The sequence below is a fragment of the Stenotrophomonas sp. STEN014 genome (assembly GCF_056760315.1).
In genome coordinates this window covers 453,446-470,929 of record NZ_JBRREN010000002.1, presented here as the reverse complement: position 1 = coordinate 470,929, position 17,484 = coordinate 453,446, and the positions used below count along the sequence as shown (strand labels likewise).

Below are 17,484 nucleotides of genomic sequence, written 5' to 3'. Positions count from 1 at the left end.
GTTGTCGCGGGGCGGGCACATGGCCGTTCAGCTGGCGCAAGCACTCGGCCGCCCGGGCGGCCTGCAATTGGCGCACAATAACGCCCGTTTTATCGTGGAAACACCATGCAGACCATCGAATTCGAGCTGGACCGTGAATACGTCGAACTGAAGCAGCTGCTGAAGCTGACGGATCTGGTTTCCAGTGGCGGTGAAGCCAAAGTGATTATCGGCGAGGGCCAGGTCCAGGTCGATGGCGCGGTGGAACTGCGCAAGGCGTGCAAGATCCGCGCCGGCCAGCAGGTGCAGCTGGGCGATGTGCTGATCCGGGTGACCGGGGAGGCCTGAGCCGCCCCGCCCTGTTCACAGGGACTGCCGCTGGGTCAGATGGGCGGCAATCATTTTCCGGAAGGGAGCCACGCCATGGGCCGCGCGCAGCGCCGCGCCCCGCAGCAGACGCGCGGGCAGGCGGCTGTCGTTGTAGAGGCTGACAATCGCATTGGTCGCCTCGTACAGCGGCCGCGCTGCCAGCCGATGGCCGCGCTCATACCGGGCTAGCAGCGCCGTCGCACCGATATCGGCCCCGGCCTCGGCGGCGCGACGCAGCTGCTGCGCCAGCCGGTGCTGGCTCTGCAGCCCCAGATTGAACCCATGGGCGGTCACCGGGTGCATGCCAACGGCCGCATCGCCGATCAGGGCATAGCGCGGACCGGCGAAACGCTGCGCGTAGACCCCCACCAGCGGATACACATGGCGGGTTCCCGCCAGCTGCATCTGTCCCAGCCGTTGCTCGAAGAAACCGGTGACGGTGCGGCCGAACTGTCCCTCCTCCATCGCCATCAGCGCCTGCAGCTTCTGGGGCGGCAGGGTGATAACGGCCGAAGCCTGATCGCCGGGCAGCGGCAGCATCGCCAGGGTGCGTTCATACCCGAACCACTCCCACGCCTCGTGCCGGTGCGGACGCTCACAGTGCAGCCGGCAAACCAGCATCGACTTGCCGAAATCGCGCATCTGCGCGCCGATGCCCATCATCCGCCGGGTCGCGGAGAAGCGGCTGTCGGCGGCCACCACCAGCCGCGCCGACAACTGCCGGCCATCGGCCAAGGTGACGGTATTGGCCTCGACGCCGGGCGTGATCGCGGTGACCGAGGTGCCATCGATCACCTCCAGCCCGGCCTGTGCCTGCACGGACTCCCAGGCTGCGCGGCGGATCAGGTGATTGGGCAGCAGCCAGCCCAGCTCGGCCACCCCCTCGCGTTCGGCCGCAAACCCCAGCGCGAACGGCGAGGTGCCGTTCATCACCCGGGCACGACGCAACGGGGAAATCTCGCCCGGCGCGATCCGCTGCCAGATGCCCAGTGTCTGCAGGATCTGCCGGGACGCGTGGGTCAAGGCGATCTCGCGACCGTCGAATGCCGGAGTGGCCAATGCCGCATGCGGCTGCTGTTCGACCAGCGCCACCGACAACCCACTGCCGGCCAGACTGCGGGTCAAGCACAACCCGGCCGGGCCCGCCCCCACCACCAGCACATCCACGCTCTGCATCACCTGCTTCCTCGTTCCTGTCCCGGTGCAGGCTAAGACCGCCTCCGCCACAAGACATTGATCTGGATCAGGTCAACAACGGCCACACCAGCATTCCGATACCGGCCATCGCCACGCCCCAGACCAGGCTGCGGAGGTAGGGAATACCGGCAGCGTACAGCGGCACGTAGAGCACCCGCGCCCAGAGGTACAGCTGCGCGCCCAGCGCGGTGGAGGGGCTCTGCCTGTGCAGCAGCACCACCGCCAATACCGCTGCGGCGAACAACGGGAAGGTTTCCAGGAAATTGGCCCAGGCCCGCTGCAGGCGAGCCGCCGCCCCGGTCAGGGGAGGCGCCTGGCCATCACGGGCCGACACGTTCCATTTGAGCCCGCGCTGTGATGTGCTGGCAGTGGCTGCCAGCAGCATCTGCAAGATTCCCAGCACCACCGCCCAGCCCAGCGCGCGGATTTCGATATCCATCGTTCCCGCCTCGCATGAATGCGCGGGGCTGGCCGTGGGCCAGGCCCCGCCTGACCTACAACACCGGATCAGCCGGCCGCCGCTCTGACGCTGTAGCCGGACACCCGCCATACCTTATCTTCGTCCAGCCGGAAGGACACCAGCTCACGCACCGGCTGGGCGTTGTTGGCAAAGCGGGTGGGAAAACTGACGTTGAGGTAGATGCCCTCCGGTACCGGGGCGCCGGCCGGATACTGCACACGGGTGATGGACGGCTTGCCCCGCGCCACCAGTGCCCCGAGCTTGGCCCGGTCGGCGCTGACGCTGCTGGCGAACAGGTCGCGGGAAACCGCCTTGCGGGCGGCCGGGGATGCACCGTCCCAGACCTGGGCGGCCTGATTGTCATCGATCATCTGCGCCACGCGCTGTGCAGCGCGGGTCATCTCCGCATCCTGCCGGGCCTGTTGCGCCTGCTGGGCGGGCGTCAGCGCCGGGGCGGTCCGCGCAGCCGGTGCAGCGGGCGCTGCCGCTGGCTTGGCGGTAGCGGGAGGTGGTGTCTGGGCCAGCAACACACCCGCCGGCAAACTCAGTGACAGCAGTATCAACAGACGACTGGACCGCATGATGCACCCCATGGCGTTGCGTGGAAGAACCGGCAGTCTATGCCGCCCGATGTGATGGGCCTACTGCTCAGTGCACCGCCGGCGGGGCCGGCACCTGCGCGGTGGCTGCCGCCTGCACCGGGGACGAGGGCAGCGCCAGCAGCGCGGTATCTATTTCCGACAACGGGCTCTCATCCGGGCAGGTCTCATCCGGGAATCCGAACCGCTGCTTCAACGCCTGGCCACAGGTGTTCACCGCGTCCAGATCGGCGCCTTCGGCCTTGCAGTCGCGATCGAAGGCGATCAGGAACGCGTCTTTGCGGCGTACGAAATCATCGCCACACTTGCGCATCTGCTTGATCCGCTCCAGATCGTCCTGTACCGCGTTGGTGCCATCGAGCCCGAACTGCTTGAGTTCCTCGGCACTGAGCAGACGCACGCTGCGGTTGGGCACGGTCATCATCAGGTCGGCCACGCCCACCGCCACGCCGTTGCGCTGCAGGTAGTCCTTCACGTTGTCATAGACCTCGTGCAGCTCCTTGTTCAACTCCGCACGCGAGGTGGCGGTGGAACTGATCCGCATCATCCGGTGGATACCGACCTTGCCGGCGATCAGGCGGTTGTCGCCGGCGGCCAGCACGAACACGCAGGCGCTGTGGCAGATCGAGCCCTCCCGCACCCAGATGGTCCAGCCGGACTCGCCGATGCTGTCGCCGGCCACGATCGCCGCTTCCACCTGGCCGCCGCTGGAATCCAGATCCAGGATGCGCCGGTCGATACCCATCGATTCGGCCACGATCGCCAGCCGCGCCATCAGCGCCGCGAACGTCGGGTTGATCTTGCCGGCATAGCGCACGCGCAGCAGGCCGCGCTCCTTGCACGGCGCCAGCGCCGTCTCCATGGCCTGGCGATCCAGGGTTTCCAGTGCCGCGCCATCGCCGTTTTCGCCGGCATAGTCGGTGTCACAGCTGATCCAGACCCTGTCGTTCTCCAGCGCCACCTCCGGCCAGTCACGGTCCTTGGCCGGCACCGCGACCGGGGCCGGCCGCGGCACATCGGTGACGTTGATCGACACCATGTGGTCACCGTCGGACGCCTGCGCCACCGCCGGGTCCGGCGCCGGCTGTTTGTCCTGCTCCTGTGGATTGCAGGCCAGCAGCCCGACACACAACAACGGCGACCACCAGAATCTGGGCAACATGGAGAGCAATCAGGTCCGTGCGACGGCGCAACACGCGCCGGAAAGAGCGGACAGTCTAGTGCGCAAAGCCCCCAGCGCCGCAATCGGGCCTAAACGAGGATTCATCCTCGGCAGCGATGTCCGGAAATGGCCAGTGCCGGTCCCCGCCGCGCCCTAGACTGGGGCCATGCACAACCCCGCCCTGCCCAGCTACGAGCAATGCGAACAGGCACGCCTGGCCCGCGATGCGCGCTTTGACGGCCTGTTCTATACCGCCGTACGCAGCACCGGCATCTACTGCCGGCCGGTCTGTCCGGCGCCGGTGCCGCACCGTCGCAACGTCAGCTACTTCCCCAGTGCCGCCGCCGCCAGCGCGGCCGGCTACCGGCCGTGCCTGCGCTGCCGGCCGGAACTCTCGCCCGACGATGCCAGCCTGCTGCAGGACCACACCCTGCACCGGGCCCTGGCACTGCTCAACGAAGGCATCCTGCAGGAGCAGCCGGTCTCGGCGCTGGCCGCGGCGATGGGGCTGAGCGCGCGCCAGCTGCAGCGGCTGTTCGTCGCCCGGCTGGGCGCCACCCCGGCCCAGCTGCACGCCACCCGGCGGCTGCTGCTGGCCAAGCAGCTGCTCACCGAGACCGCATTGCCGGTGACCGAGGTGGCGCTGGCGGCCGGCTTCAACAGCCTGCGCCGCTTCAACAGTGCGTTTCTGGCCGGCTGCGGGATGCCGCCGGGCGCACTGCGCCGCCAGCACGGCGCCGTGGCCGGCGGCGAGCCGGTGTTGCGGCTGGCCTACCGGCCGCCACTGGATTTCCCGGCGATGCTCGCGTTCCTGCGCAAGCGCGCGATCCCCGGCATCGAGCAGATCGATGCCGACAGCTACCGGCGGGTGCTCGTCATCGACGGCAGTGCCAGCCTGATCCGGGTCAGCGCCGATCTGCGTCGCCACGAACTGCGCCTGCAGCTGGGCACCAGCGATCCCCGGGCGATCCCGGCCATCGTGGCGCGGGTGCGGCGGGTGTTCGATCTGGACGCGGATCTGGCCACCGTGCACGCCTGCCTTGTCCAGGAACCGCTGCTGGCGCGCGGCCTGGGCGAACGCCCCGGTCTGCGCATTCCCGGTGGCTGGGACGGCTTCGAGGTGGCGGTGCGCGCCGTGCTCGGCCAGCAGGTCAGTGTGGCGGCAGCCACGACGCTGGCACGGCGGCTGGTCGAGCGGTTCGGCGGCCATCTCGACGGTCTGCCCGAGGGCCTGGACCGCCAGTTCCCGCTGCCGGCGCAACTGGCCGAGGCGCCCCTGGAAGCCATCGGCCTGCCGCGCAGCCGCGCGGCCACCGTACGGGCGCTGGCGCGCGCCTGCGCCGAGGGCCGGCTGCAGTTCAGCCGCGCGCAGACGCTGGAACATTTCGTCCAGCAGGCCACCGCCCTGCCCGGCATCGGCACGTGGACCGCGCACTACATGGCACTGCGGGCGCTGGGCATGCCCGATGCCTTCCCGGCCGGTGATCTGGTCCTGCAGCAGGTCCTGGGGGAAGGCCAGCGTCTGGGCGAACGCGCCACCGAAGCCCGCTCGCAGCCGTGGCGTCCCTGGCGCGCCTATGCGGTGCTGCATCTTTGGCATCTGGCCGCCGCCCCCGGAAAAACGCCATCCTCCCCCCACGTGGATTCCCCGGAGAACTGCGCATGAGTCCTGTGTACTTCGACCGCTTCGACAGCCCGATCGGCCCGCTGACGGTGGCCGCCGATGAACAGGGCGTGCGCCACATCCTGTTCGCCGAGAACCGCCACGACGCCCGCGGCCGCGAGCACTGGCAGCGCGATCCCGATGCGGTAGCCGAACCACGCCGGCAGTTGCTGCAATACCTGCACGGACAACGGCGCCAGTTCGAACTGGCCCTGACGCCGGTCGGCACCGACTTCCAGCTGCAGGTCTGGCACACGCTGGCGCAGATTCCGTTCGGCGCGACCTGGAGCTACCGGCAACTGGCCGAACGCATCGGCCGCCCCGCCGCAGCCCGCGCGGTCGGCGCCGCCAACGGCCGCAATCCGTTGCCGATCGTGCTGCCGTGCCATCGGGTGATCGGCAACAACGGTGCGCTGACCGGTTTCGGCGGCGGACTGCCGACCAAAGCCGCGTTGCTGCGGCTGGAAGGAATCGGCATCGCGGACGCCGTCGCGGCGGATCTTTTCGACTGACCGGGCACACTCCAATACGCCCAACGGCGTATTGGTACGGTCATCCCGTGGACGTATCATGTCGCGATGATTTCGATCCGTTTTCCTGCGGCCGTACTGGCCTGTGCCCTGCTGGCCGCCTGCGCTTCCACGCCGCGCACCGCTTCCGCTCCATCCCTTCCGCCCACCGTGCTGCTGCTGTCCGTCGATGGCCTGCGCGCCGACAAAGTGGATGCCACCCACACGCCCAACCTGTTCCGTCTGGCCAGTGAAGGCGTGCGCAGTGTCGGCATGCGTCCGTCGTACCCGTCACTGACCTTTCCCAACCACTACACACTGGTCACCGGCCTGCGTCCGGACCATCACGGCCTGATCCACAATGCGATGAACGCCGAGCCGCTGGGCGAGTTCCGGCTCAGCGACCGCGAAGCGGTACGCAATCCGGCCTGGTGGGAAGGCGGTGAGCCGATCTGGGTCAGCGTGCGCAAGGCCGGGCTCAAGAGCGCCACCTGGTCCTGGCCCGGCAGCGAAGCACCGATCCACGGCCTGCATGCCGACCAGTGGCAACCGTACGATGAGGCCGTGTCGCTGCCGGCACGCATGCAGCAGCTGCTGGCGTGGCTGCAGGGCGCACCCGATGGCATTCCTCCGCGCTTTGTCGCCGGCTACATGGAACACGTCGACCAGGCCGGCCATGCGCACGGCCCGGATTCGCCCGAATACGCCGCCGCACTGCGTGAAGTGGACAACGCCATCGGCCAGCTGGTCGATGACCTGCGCCGCGCGGACCTGCTGGATCGCACCAACCTGATCGTGGTCTCCGACCACGGCATGGCCACGGTCAAGGAAGGCCAGCAGATCGCCACCCAGGACATGGTGCCGCCGGCAGTGGCGATGGTGGTTTCTGTCGGGCAGTCGGTGGGCTTCACACCGCAACCGGGCAAACAGGCCGAGGCCGAAAAATACCTGCTCGGCGAACATCCCCACTACCAGTGCTGGAACAAGGCCCAGCTGCCGGCGCGCTGGCACTACGGCAGCCATCCGCGCGTGCCGCCCATCGTCTGCCAGATGCAGGAAGGCTGGGATGCCCTGACCCGCGAGATGATCGCCAGGCGCGCGCCCGGCGACCGCGGCTCGCACGGCTACGATCCGGCGCTGCCGTCGATGCAGGCGGTATTCGTCGCCCGCGGCCCGTCCTTCGCCCGCGGCAAGCAGCTGGGCACGTTCGACAACGTAGATCTATATCCGCTGCTGACCCGGCTGATCGGCATTCCGGCCCGGCCCAACGATGGCGATCCCAAGGCGCTGCTGCCGGCGCTGCGCCAGTCCGACTGAGCGCAACTGGACACCTGCCGGCGCGCCTAGGACTTCAGGCCGGTGCGCTGGCTGGGTAGCGACGGGATTGACGCGACACCCGCCGGCAGCTTCCAGGCACAAAAAAAGCGGCGCAAGCGCCGCTTTTTCATCCAATGGCGGCTGGATCAGCCGGCCTTGGCAACCGTCTTCTTGGCCACAGCCTTCTTTGCTGGCGCCTTGGCGACAGTCTTCTTGGCGACCGGCGCAGCGGCGCCCACGGCCACCTTGCTCAGCACGTGCTTACGCGCATTGCCGTAGCTGGCGTTGTAGCGCTTGCCTTTGGCGGTCTTGCGGTCACCCTTACCCATGTCGTCAACTCCTCAGTTTGAAATCCAGATTACCCCGTGTTTCCACGGGTTCGGCGAGGCCGCAACAAGCGCCCCCGCGCAATGAGTGCAGAGCCTATCACGCGCCCCTTAATGTGCGCAGCTGGCGTCGTGCACGTGCACGTGGTTGAGGCGCAGATTCATCAGATGCGCCAGGCCCACCAGCACCCCGCCCAGCGTCATCACCACCGCGTGCGGCACCCTGGAATGGTGCAGCTCCGGATACAGCAGGCCCGCCCAGAGCAGCACCAGCCCAGGCACCAGCAACGCCAGCGCCTGCAGCGCGCGATGCCGGCGGTAGCCCCAGATAAGACTGAACAGGCCCAGCAGGGTCACGAAGCTCACGATCGTCGCTTCCACACCGTCGCTCAACCAGAACGACAGCCCCAGCGCCGGGGCCACGGCCAGCAGCGCCGGCAACAGCGCGCAATGCACCGCGCACAGCAACGAGCCTGTCGCACCGAAGCGATCAAGGAACTGGCGGGCGGCGGGGGGCAGGTGCATGACTTCCAGCAGGGTCGGCGAATCGTTATGGAATAATATAACATAATTGGAAATCCCCGCTGCCCCCTGCGTCTTCGTCCACGTCGCCGCGGGATGAGCACCCCCCCTCAGTGATACAAAGTAACAAAAGAGCCCTGTCATGCATCCTCGTCATACCCCGCATCACCTGTTGTTCCTGGCCCTGCTCGCCGCCCTGCCCGGTATCGCCGCCGCAGCCGATCAGGACGCCGGTCCGAGCCATCGGCTGACCGAGCTGTCGGCGGTGAAAGTCACCGCCTCGCCCCTGCAGGGCTCGGCCGAGTCGCTGGCCCGTCCGGTGGCGGTACTGGCCGGCAACGATCTGGATGAACACAAGTCCGGCACGCTCGGCGACACGGTGGCCAAACTCCCGGGGGTACAGACCAGCTACTTCGGGCCGGGCGTGGGCCGGCCGATCATCCGCGGCCAGGAAGGCCCGCGCGTGGCGGTGGTGGCCAACGGCATCGGCAGCATGGACGCCTCCACGGTCAGTGCCGACCACGCCACCGGCATCGAACCGTTCCTGGCCGACCAGATCGAGGTGTTGAAGGGGCCGGCCACGCTGCTGTTCGGCAGCGGCGCCATTGGCGGCGCGGTCAATGTGGTCGATGGCCGCATCGCCAGCGACCTGCCCGATCGCCCGCTCAGCGGCCGCGCCGAGCTGCGTGGCAACTCGGTCAATGACGAGCGCAGCGGCATGTTCCGGCTCGACGGCGTCAACGGCAATGTCGTGCTGCATGTCGATGGACTGGTGCGCAACAGCGACGACTACCGCATCCCCGGCTATGCGATGGACCCGCAGGTGCTGGATACCGATGACCACGACGCGCACGCCGAACCCGACGCAGACTTGGGTACCCGCGGCCGTCTGCACAACAGCGCGATCCGCACCCGCGCCGGTGGCGTGGGCGCCACCTGGCTGGGCGATTCGGCCTTCCTCGGCGCCTCGCTGGGCACCTACCGCAGCAACTACGGCATTCCCGCCGGCGCACACGTGCATATCGACGGTGACCACGACCATGACCATGGCGCCGATGTCCATGCCGACGAGCCCGACGACCATGGCGAACACGACGTGCGCATCGACATGGTGCAGAACCGCTTCGAGCTCAAGGGCGGCCTGTACAACCCCACCACCTTCCTAAAGAGCCTGACCCTGCGCGGCGGCTATACCGACTACGAGCACACCGAGCTGGAAGCCGGCACGCCGTCGACCCGCTTCACCAACAAGGGCTTCGACGCGCGCCTGGAAGCGGTGCAGCAGCCGCTGGCCGGCTGGGACGGCGCATTCGGGCTGCAGGTCGGCCGCAGCGACTTCGGCGCCAGCGGCGCGGAGGCCTTCGTCCCCGGTACCGCCACCGATACCGTCGGGCTGTTCGTGCTGCAGGAAAAGAGCTTCGGCCCGTTCAAGCTGGAACTGGGCGCGCGCCATGACCGCATCCAGCTCGATCCGGACGATGCCCAGCGCGGCCGCAGCTTCGGTGCCAGCAACTTCTCCGCGTCCGGCATCTGGGCCTTGAACGACAGTTTCGACCTGCGCTTTGGCGTGGACGCCTCCGAGCGTGCGCCCAGCAACGAGGAGCTGTACGCGGCGGGCGCGCATATCGCCACCCGTTCGCTGGAGATCGGCAACGCCAACCTGGATACCGAACGGGGCCAGCGCGTCGAGCTGGGGCTGCACGCCCATAACGACCGGATCGACTTCAGTGCCTCGATCTACCAGACCCGCTTCAAGGACTTCATCTACCTGGCCGACACCGGCGTGGTCGAAGACGGCCTGCCGGTGCGCACCTGGACCCAGCACGATGCCACCTTCCTCGGCGCCGAGACCGAGGCCACCTGGCACATGCTCGAAGGCGGCAGCGGTGACTGGGATCTGCGCCTGTTCGGTGATTACGTGAAAGCCGAACTCGATGGCCGTGGCAGCCGCGCCGTCGATATCGCCGTACCGCACGGCGGCCACGCCCACCACTACAGCGTGGAGCTGGCCAACGGCGGCTACCTGCCGCGCATCGCCCCGGCCCGGATCGGCGCCGACCTGCACTGGTCGCGCGATGGCTGGCGCGCTTCGCTCGGCGCGGTGCGCTACAGCCGCCAGAAGGACGTGGCGCTGAACGAAGCCCCCAGCAACGGCTACACGCTGGTGGACGCGCACCTGGCCTACCGCTGGGACCGCAATGGCAGCAACAGCTACGAGCTGTTCCTGGACGGCAGCAACCTCACCGACCGCCAGGCCCGCCCGCACACCTCGCTGCTGCGCGACTACGCGCCACTGCCGGGCCGTGGCGTGGCCTTCGGCATCCGCGCGTACTTCTGAGCCAACCCGCGTTCCGCCCACAGAAAGGGAGCCGCAAGGCTCCCTTTCCTTATCCGGAATCCGACCTCCAAAACCCGGGGGGGCTGACCACATAGGCGCAGGGCCCGGAGTCCCGCACCCTTGCGATCCCCGCGGTCCCCGGATCGAGCAGTCCCCGCACCGGCTTGCCGGCACGTCGTGCCGCACGGCGCTGATCGCGCGGTCCCGGGTGTCGCCGCCAACGCCCACCACGCTCTGCCTGTTCACTGCCACGCGTGGCCTCAGCTGAGGGGCGATGGCGCCAACCACCGCCGGGCCGGTTGGCAAGCTGTTCGGCCCGCGCCATAGGGGCACGCTGTTCCGGCCGATGCTGCCGGCACACCAGACCGGTAGTTTCTTCGGCCGTGGCCGGACCACGCGGCGCTGCAGTACGGCAGCGACTGCCGCTGGATGGAGTACGCCGGCATGGGCTGGCCGTTGCCGCGGCGCTGGTGAACCAGCCCATCCACACCGCGCGTCTGCCGGCCGGCGCGCCGACCGTGCGTTGAGCCCGCGCGGCGCAGCCTCAGCGCGGCGCCTCCTCCAATCCTGCACTGCCATTGGCCCGTGCCTGCCGCACGATCCAGCGGCGCAGGTCGGCCCGCAGTTTCTCCACCGGCCTGGGCATCTGCGGGCAGCCACCGGGCACCACGCCGGCTATCGGCGCGCTCCGCAGGCGCTGCCCGTCCTGTTTCCAGGCGGCCAGGCGCACGGCGGCCGCTTCCGACGCTACGTCGCCCGCGCGGGTCTGTGCGGCCAGCTGCGTGCCCTGGGTGAACCACGCGGCCATATCCCACTGCTCGGCCAGCCCGGCGAACACGTACAGAAGGTGATTCTGCCAAGCCAATGCCGCCAGCGCGGTCGAACTGCCCTCCCGCTGCAGTTGTGCGGTCGCGCGTGACTCCTGGATGTCGGCGGAGACCGCCAGCAGCAACTGCCGCCGCTGGCAGGGATCGGTGACTTCGATCACCCGCTGGATCATCTGCGCTTGCCCGGCAGGCTCGGCCGCCCATGCACCGGGCAGCGTCATCGCGCCAATCACAATCACCTTCAGGATAACGCTGCGCATTCGGCCCCCTTGTGCCGCCGTGAGGGTCCAGCGTAACGGTTATCGCCGGGCGCTCTTCCCGAATGCCAACATTGCCGGATCGGCCGATTTTCCCGGCCCGCGCTGAGGTCGGACATTCCGGTCCGCACCTCCCCGCAGGAGCTCGCCCCGCGCCGACGCCGGGGCGTGGCCGGTGGCGGTGGCGCGCCGGCCTGAAATGTCACCAACCGCTTCGGCCTGCGGTGTTACGGTGCCCATGACGCCGCCCTTGCCAGGACGGCACCCCGCCCTTCTGGAGGCTTCCCATGGCACTGCATCTGGCAATTTCCGCACTGGCCGCGCTGGCCGCCCCCGCCTCCGGCGCCACCGACACGCTGTACTCGGGCGGCACGATCCTCACCATCAACGACCGCCAGCCGCAGGCCGAGGCGGTGGTGGTGCGCGACGGACAGATCGCCTTTGTCGGCAGCCGCCGGGCGGCGCTGGATTTCAGCCCCGCCGCGCGCCAGGTCGACCTGCAGGGCCACACCCTCACCCCCGGTTTCATCGACGGCCACAGCCATGTCTCCGGCACCGGCCTGCAGGCGCTGTCGGCCAACCTGCTGCCCGCCCCCGATGGCGAGGGCAACTCGATCCCGGACCTGCAGCGGATCATGCGCCAGTTCCTCACCCAGACCGCCGGTCCGCGCGGCTACAAGGTGCTGATCGGCTTCGGCTATGACGATTCGCAGCTGGCCGAGCGCCGCCATCCCACCCGCGAGGAACTGGACGCCATCACCACCGATATCCCGGTGATCCTGATGCACCAGTCCGGCCACCTGGGTGCCTATAACAGCAAGGCGCTGGAGGTGGCCGGCATCACCGCCGCCACGCCCGACCCGGAAGGGGGGGGGATCCGCCGCGAACCCGGCTCGCGGGTACCCAACGGGGTGATGGAAGAAAACGCGCACAACCTCATCCTGGCCAAACTGATGCCGACCCTGGGCCTGGACGAGGCTATGGCGATGCTCGAAGCCGGGCAGGCGCTGTACATGAAACACGGCTACACCACCGCCCAGGACGGCAATACCGATGCCGGCACGCTGGCGATGCTGCCGCTGGCCGGCAAAACCGGAAAGCTGAAAATCGACGTGGTCGCCTACACCAACATCGATGTCGCGCTGAGCAACCCGGCCATGCAGGGGCCCTATTACAGCCACCAGTACACCGACCACTTCCGCATCGGCGGGGTCAAGATCACCCTGGACGGCTCGCCGCAGGGCAAGACCGCCTGGCTCACCCAGCCCTATTACAAGGTGCCCGAAGGGCAGGAGCCGTCCTACGCCGGCTATCCGATCTTCACCGACGCCCAGGCCGATGACCTGATCAACCGCGCCTGGGAGCGCGGCTGGCAGGTGCTGGCCCACGCCAACGGCGATGCGGCCATCGACCAGTTCATCAACGCGGTGACCGCAGCCGAGAAGGCCCATCCCGGCAAGAAGCTCATGCCGGTACTGGTCCACGGCCAGACCCTGCGCCGCGACCAGGTGCCGCAAATCGCCCAGCTCGGCATCTTCCCGTCACTGTTTCCGATGCACACCTATTACTGGGGCGACTGGCACCGCGAATCGGTGCTGGGGCCCGAGCGCGCCGAGAACATCTCGCCCACCCGCTGGGTACTGGATGCCGGCATGAAGTTCACCTCCCACCACGATGCGCCGGTGGTGTTCCCCGATTCGATGCGGGTGCTCGATGCGACCGTCAACCGCACCACCCGCAGCGGCTATGTGCTCGGCCCGGACCAGCGGGTCACGCCGCTGGAAGCGCTCAAGTCGCTGACCCTGTGGGCCGCCGAGCAGTACGCCGAACAGGACAGCAAGGGCTCGATCGAAACCGGCAAGCGCGCCGACCTGGTGGTGCTCTCGGACAACCCGCTCACCATCGCCCACGCCGACCTGCACAGCATCAAGGTGCTGCAGACCATCAAGGACGGCAACGTGGTCTACGACGCGGCCAGCGACACCGCCAGCACCAGCACCTCGTGCGCCGACAATCCTGAGTGCTCCCGCCGCCTGGCCGACACCGGCTTCGGCCACCACCACTGAGTCTCGCGCCGGCCGGGTGGGAGCGCCTGGTCTGGTATGCGGGAGCGGCAAGCGCCAGCCCGGTCACCGGGGCCGGCAATCCCCCTGACCGGCTTCTACCCCCGACAACCGGGTTCCGGGCGTTCTCGCCCGGCCAGGCCTGTGAGAGCGGCAAGCACCGGCCGGGGGATTACCCGGTTCCGGTGGCGGAAGCGGCAAATGCCGGCCCGGCGAGATTGCCCGGGTCTGGCGGCGGAAGCAGCAAGCTCTGGCAAGTCATTGCCCCGACCGGTAGCCGGAACGGCAAGCGCCGGGCTATCTGTGGCGGCCGGCGGCGGAAGCGGCAAGCACCGGCCAGTCATTGCCCCGACCGGTGGGCGGGCGCGGACGAGCGGCGGTTGCCGACGGCGGGCAGCTACCGGGTGACGACGGACGATCTAACGGTCACCGACGACCGGTTTCCGGTCGCGCACGAGCGATTTTCGGAGGACAACGACCATTTTTCGGTCGATGACGACCGATTTCTGGTCGCGCGCGAGCGATTTTCGTTCGGCGTCGACCGATTTTTGGTCGATTGTTCTGAAAATGAATGCAATATCGGCTTGCACGCCGGCGAACGATGCCGGGGGCAGGCATTGGCTGAGCCGAGCGCCGGGTGGCCAGAGCCCAGACAGGGCCGCCCTGCCCGCTCCCCCTGCCCCTGCCTCGCCGATCCGTGCCGTGCGAAGCAAAGCCGATCCCCCGCTGCGTTACCTGCAGCCATCGAACCGGGCACCGCCGCCAAAAGAACCGGGCATTTCCGCCCAACAGGCTGGGCGACAGCTCCAAGTAAAAAGGTTGCTATGGATATCGTCAGGCCCTCACCCTGCAACTGTTATCGGCGAGAACCAACCGTTCACAACTCAGGAACTAAGCCCACCCGCGAAACCGGTTCGGCTTTAGTGAACTGTTGAGTCGGAGTCCACCGCCCTTGGGATAGTTGCGTGGTCAGCCGCGCTACAAGATACAACTCGCCAGGGCAGCAAGCAGGAGAGGCTGCCACCATAAATACCCCCCCCAATCAACAACTAGTGGCTGCAAGGCACCTACAAAACCCCGAGCGACTCACCGGAAGGGCATTTCAACGAAACTCCATTAGATTCACAAAAGCGGAAACATATAAAATCGACGAAAACCCAAATCCGCCACATCATCTGATAACATAAAATACATACTAGACATTCCCGCCCCTCCAAGCCCCCTAGGAAATCAATTTCGCATAACTCCTATTAATAATGCAATTGACCTAAATACACTCCTCGCTCGCGAGAGCGAACAGGTTGAGTGGAAAGAAAATGTCGCAAGCACCGACGATGTGGTCGCCACATTAACTGCCTTCGCGAATGACTGGTCGAACCTTGGCGGCGGTTATGTTGTTTGCGGTGCGCACGAGAGCAAAGATGCACACGGATTTCCGAAGGTGGAGATAGTAGGACTTAGCTCCTCTCGCCTAAAGGAAATCGAGGGCAAAGTACTGGCGACATGCAGGGACAGAGTCTTCCCCTCTATCGCCCCCCACGTAGAAGAAGTACTACTGCCCGATCCTGCGGTGCGGGTGCTCGTCTTTGTTATGCCGTCCACCAAACACGCCCATACCTTTCGAAGGGCAGCCGACGGAAACAAGCACTATGTACGAATCGGCCGGGAGACGCGAGAAGCGCGCGATGGGATTCTGAGAGAACTGCTCGTTCGAAAGCACGAAGTGGAACCGTGGGATCGCCGAGTTTGTCCGACAGCTACGACGAATGATCTAGACCTCGTGGCCCTCCGCGATGCACTTCAGCGGATGAATTCCTTCGACCCGAATCGAGGTCTCGATGAATACCTATCCGATACTCAGTCGCTTAGCCCATTCGTCCCACCGCTGTGCGGGCGCGACCCGCTTACCGGCCTTCTGAGGCCGCGAAATTTTGCTATTTTGCTTTTTGGTCGTCAGGTGCAACTGCACATTCCGGGTGCCTACGGACTTCTATCGATCTACCCCGGCACTGATCGCTCCGAGCCTCATGCGTCCAGGCATGAGTTGTCGGGCTCACTCATCGAACAGGCTCGCCGATCGATAGATCTTCTTGGCGTTGAAAGCTTTGTTGCGTTTGATAAGGAGAATAGAGTGACTCCAAACGCCTTGAAGTACCCAAGACAAGCTCTGACCGAAGCGATGGTCAATGCACTCGCGCACCGAGATTATGAGGTTAACGAACCGACAAGAACCACTGTGTTTGCTGATCGCGTCGAAATAGCGTCACCAGGACCTTTACCCACCGGCGTGAAATTCGAGATTTTTCGTGAAGGCAAGGCCACATCCAAATGGAGAAATCAAAGCCTCGCTTGGTTTTTCAACCGTCTTCAACTTGCTCAAGCAGAAGGGCAAGGCATCCCCACTATCATCCGTTCTATGCGAGATGAGGGGTGTCCGTCGCCTGTTTTTGACGTCGATGAATCCAAGGTTGTTTGCCTACTACCGGCACATCCGCGTCACGCGTTGTCGAGAGAGTATCGCGCTATAGAAGAAGCAATTTCGCTGGGCGACTTTTCCCGGGCGAAGCAGCGAATTATGGCTTTACTTGATAACGACCCCATCAACCATAGGGCGCTCGCTTTGCTTGCAGAAGTAGCTGGAGCTCAGGACGACCATGCGTCGTTGAGATCGCACATTGCACAGCACAAAGACAGTATCAGCGGACTTGCCCCAAGCGTATTGACTAAATTGGCCGATGCGTTGATGCAGAATCCGACGGCAACGCGAAGCGATAAGGACGAAGCCCGGCAATTTTATTTGACTGCGTCACGCGGCTATGTAGAAGAGCGAGAAGTTCGACGGGTCGCAATTGGACTTTCCAAGTCTGGCGATGACCAAGCGGCTGTAGATTTTCTCAACAAGCAATTCCGAGATCATCCCGACTGGAGGGAAAACCCCCACCTTCTACAAGTGAGGGGGAATGCTTTTATTGGCCTCGCCAAGCAATGCTCAAAGACAGCGCGCGCTGCAACACTGTCGCCCCAGGCCCGAAAAAGAGCGTGGGACGATTGCCGACGTTATTTGAACTCCGCAACTAGTGACTTGCAATCTGCGCGCTCGACCACGGACATAACTTTGAGAGAAATTATTCAGAAAAATCTTGATTTCGCAGCAAAGATGCAACTTTCCGCTGAACGTCGACCGAGTAAAACTGCAGATAATCAATCAATGGACGACTTGAGGAAGGGAAAAAAGAAAACGTAACAGCTTTAGCACTTGAATCACGCAATTAACTAGAACCTCGAGATCTAAGAACGCTAGTTTCTTGATTGTTACGCAAGCATTACCACTCCGACCCGCCCAGCCGCTGATAAAGCAAAGGCCGCACGATGTGCGGCCTTTGCAGTAATCAACAGCGGTCAGGGTTCAACCGGCGCAGTTGGCGCACAGGCCGTGGACTTCCAGGGTCTGCGCCTGCGGCTTGAAGCCCAGCGCTTTGGCGCGCTCTTCCAGTTGGCGGACGATGTCGCGGTCTTCCAGCTCCACCGCGCTGTGGCAGCGGTTGCAGATCAAAAACGGCACCGAGTGCTGGGTGCTGCTGGGGTGGTGGCAGGCGACGAAGGAGTTGACCGAGGCCAACTTGTGCACAAAACCATTTGCCATCAAAAAATCCAGCGCGCGGTAGACCGTGGGCGGGGCGTCGGCGCCCACGCCCTTGCCTTCACGCACCCATTCCAGCAGCTCGTAGGCTTTGACCGGCTTGCCGGCCTCGGCGATCAGGCGCAGCACATTGGCGCGGATCGGGGTCAGCCGCAATCCGCGCTCGCGGCACACCCGTTCGACCACCGCGATGAAATCCGCCGCGTCTTCGACGTGGTGGTGGGGGGCGGTGCAGGTGTGCGCGTCGGTCATGTCT

Annotated in this window: 16 protein-coding genes and 1 pseudogene; 8 read left to right on the top strand and 9 right to left on the bottom strand. The window is 66.0% G+C overall.

Annotated elements, in window-relative coordinates; genetic code table 11:
• Positions 1-105: 105 nt before the first annotated feature.
• A complete protein-coding gene (locus tag ACVOMC_RS04870) occupies positions 106-327 on the top strand; it encodes an RNA-binding S4 domain-containing protein (RefSeq protein WP_054658474.1) in 222 nt (73 codons plus the stop codon).
• Between the two features lie 15 nt (positions 328-342).
• On the opposite strand, the gene ubiM is transcribed toward ACVOMC_RS04870, so the two are convergent.
• The 4 genes from ubiM to ACVOMC_RS04850 all read right to left on the bottom strand — a co-directional run bounded on the left by ubiM (position 343) and on the right by ACVOMC_RS04850 (position 3,766).
• Positions 343-1,524, bottom strand: a complete 1,182-nt coding sequence (gene ubiM, locus ACVOMC_RS04865; protein ID WP_481523026.1) for a 5-demethoxyubiquinol-8 5-hydroxylase UbiM — start codon at positions 1,522-1,524, stop codon at positions 343-345.
• A 67-nt stretch (positions 1,525-1,591) separates the two neighbouring features.
• On the bottom strand, positions 1,592-1,984 hold the full coding sequence (locus ACVOMC_RS04860) for an MAPEG family protein (protein ID WP_481523025.1): 393 nt from the start codon (positions 1,982-1,984) through the stop codon (positions 1,592-1,594).
• A 68-nt stretch (positions 1,985-2,052) separates the two neighbouring features.
• Positions 2,053-2,586, bottom strand: a complete 534-nt coding sequence (locus ACVOMC_RS04855; protein WP_481523024.1) for a DUF4019 domain-containing protein — start codon at positions 2,584-2,586, stop codon at positions 2,053-2,055.
• Positions 2,587-2,653: 67 nt separating this feature from the next.
• Positions 2,654-3,766, bottom strand: a complete 1,113-nt coding sequence (locus ACVOMC_RS04850) for a COG3904 family protein (protein WP_481523023.1) — start codon at positions 3,764-3,766, stop codon at positions 2,654-2,656.
• A gap of 166 nt (positions 3,767-3,932) precedes the next feature.
• Here ACVOMC_RS04850 and ACVOMC_RS04845 point away from each other — a divergent pair, with 166 nt between their 5' ends.
• The 3 genes from ACVOMC_RS04845 (at position 3,933) to ACVOMC_RS04835 (ending at position 7,255) form a co-directional block, all read left to right on the top strand.
• Positions 3,933-5,432 carry an AlkA N-terminal domain-containing protein gene (locus tag ACVOMC_RS04845; protein ID WP_481523022.1) on the top strand — a complete coding sequence of 500 codons (1,500 nt, stop codon included), beginning with the start codon at positions 3,933-3,935 and terminating at the stop codon, positions 5,430-5,432.
• Positions 5,429-5,941: a methylated-DNA--[protein]-cysteine S-methyltransferase gene (locus ACVOMC_RS04840; RefSeq protein WP_481523021.1), complete on the top strand. Its 513-nt coding sequence runs from the start codon at positions 5,429-5,431 to the stop codon at positions 5,939-5,941. Before ACVOMC_RS04845 ends, ACVOMC_RS04840 begins: the two co-directional genes overlap by 4 nt.
• Positions 5,942-6,007: 66 nt before the next feature.
• Positions 6,008-7,255 (top strand): alkaline phosphatase family protein, encoded by a 1,248-nt coding sequence (locus ACVOMC_RS04835; RefSeq protein ID WP_481523020.1) that lies wholly within the window; start codon positions 6,008-6,010, stop codon positions 7,253-7,255.
• A 146-nt stretch (positions 7,256-7,401) separates the two neighbouring features.
• Here the strand turns inward: ACVOMC_RS04835 and ACVOMC_RS04830 are convergent, their stop codons facing one another.
• Positions 7,402-7,584 carry a 30S ribosomal protein THX gene (locus ACVOMC_RS04830; protein ID WP_054659964.1) on the bottom strand — a complete coding sequence of 61 codons (183 nt, stop codon included), beginning with the start codon at positions 7,582-7,584 and terminating at the stop codon, positions 7,402-7,404.
• A 108-nt stretch (positions 7,585-7,692) separates the two neighbouring features.
• Positions 7,693-8,106, bottom strand: a complete 414-nt coding sequence (locus ACVOMC_RS04825) for a MerC domain-containing protein (protein ID WP_054659962.1) — start codon at positions 8,104-8,106, stop codon at positions 7,693-7,695.
• 139 nt (positions 8,107-8,245) lie between these two features.
• Here ACVOMC_RS04825 and ACVOMC_RS04820 point away from each other — a divergent pair, with 139 nt between their 5' ends.
• Positions 8,246-10,441, top strand: a complete 2,196-nt coding sequence (locus tag ACVOMC_RS04820) for a TonB-dependent receptor (protein ID WP_481523019.1) — start codon at positions 8,246-8,248, stop codon at positions 10,439-10,441.
• Between the two features lie 544 nt (positions 10,442-10,985).
• Here ACVOMC_RS04820 and ACVOMC_RS04815 read toward each other — a convergent pair.
• Entirely contained in the window at positions 10,986-11,528 is a 543-nt protein-coding gene (locus ACVOMC_RS04815) for a hypothetical protein (RefSeq protein ID WP_481523018.1), read from the bottom strand.
• A gap of 284 nt (positions 11,529-11,812) precedes the next feature.
• Here ACVOMC_RS04815 and ACVOMC_RS04810 point away from each other — a divergent pair, with 284 nt between their 5' ends.
• Positions 11,813-13,591, top strand: a complete 1,779-nt coding sequence (locus ACVOMC_RS04810) for an amidohydrolase (protein ID WP_481523017.1) — start codon at positions 11,813-11,815, stop codon at positions 13,589-13,591.
• Between the two features lie 416 nt (positions 13,592-14,007).
• Here ACVOMC_RS04810 and ACVOMC_RS04805 read toward each other — a convergent pair whose 3' ends face one another.
• Positions 14,008-14,178: a hypothetical protein gene (locus tag ACVOMC_RS04805; RefSeq protein WP_481523016.1), complete on the bottom strand. Its 171-nt coding sequence runs from the start codon at positions 14,176-14,178 to the stop codon at positions 14,008-14,010.
• A 593-nt stretch (positions 14,179-14,771) separates the two neighbouring features.
• On the opposite strand from ACVOMC_RS04805, the pseudogene ACVOMC_RS04800 reads away from it, so the two are divergent.
• Positions 14,772-15,257: pseudogene (locus tag ACVOMC_RS04800) on the top strand (AlbA family DNA-binding domain-containing protein); the annotation flags it as partial.
• Between the two features lie 138 nt (positions 15,258-15,395).
• On the top strand, positions 15,396-16,832 hold the full coding sequence (locus tag ACVOMC_RS04795; RefSeq protein ID WP_481523015.1) for an ATP-binding protein: 1,437 nt from the start codon (positions 15,396-15,398) through the stop codon (positions 16,830-16,832).
• A gap of 162 nt (positions 16,833-16,994) precedes the next feature.
• On the opposite strand, the gene ACVOMC_RS04790 is transcribed toward ACVOMC_RS04795, so the two are convergent.
• Entirely contained in the window at positions 16,995-17,480 is a 486-nt protein-coding gene (locus ACVOMC_RS04790; protein ID WP_054660932.1) for a Fur family transcriptional regulator, read from the bottom strand.
• Between the last annotated feature and the right edge of the window lie 4 nt (positions 17,481-17,484).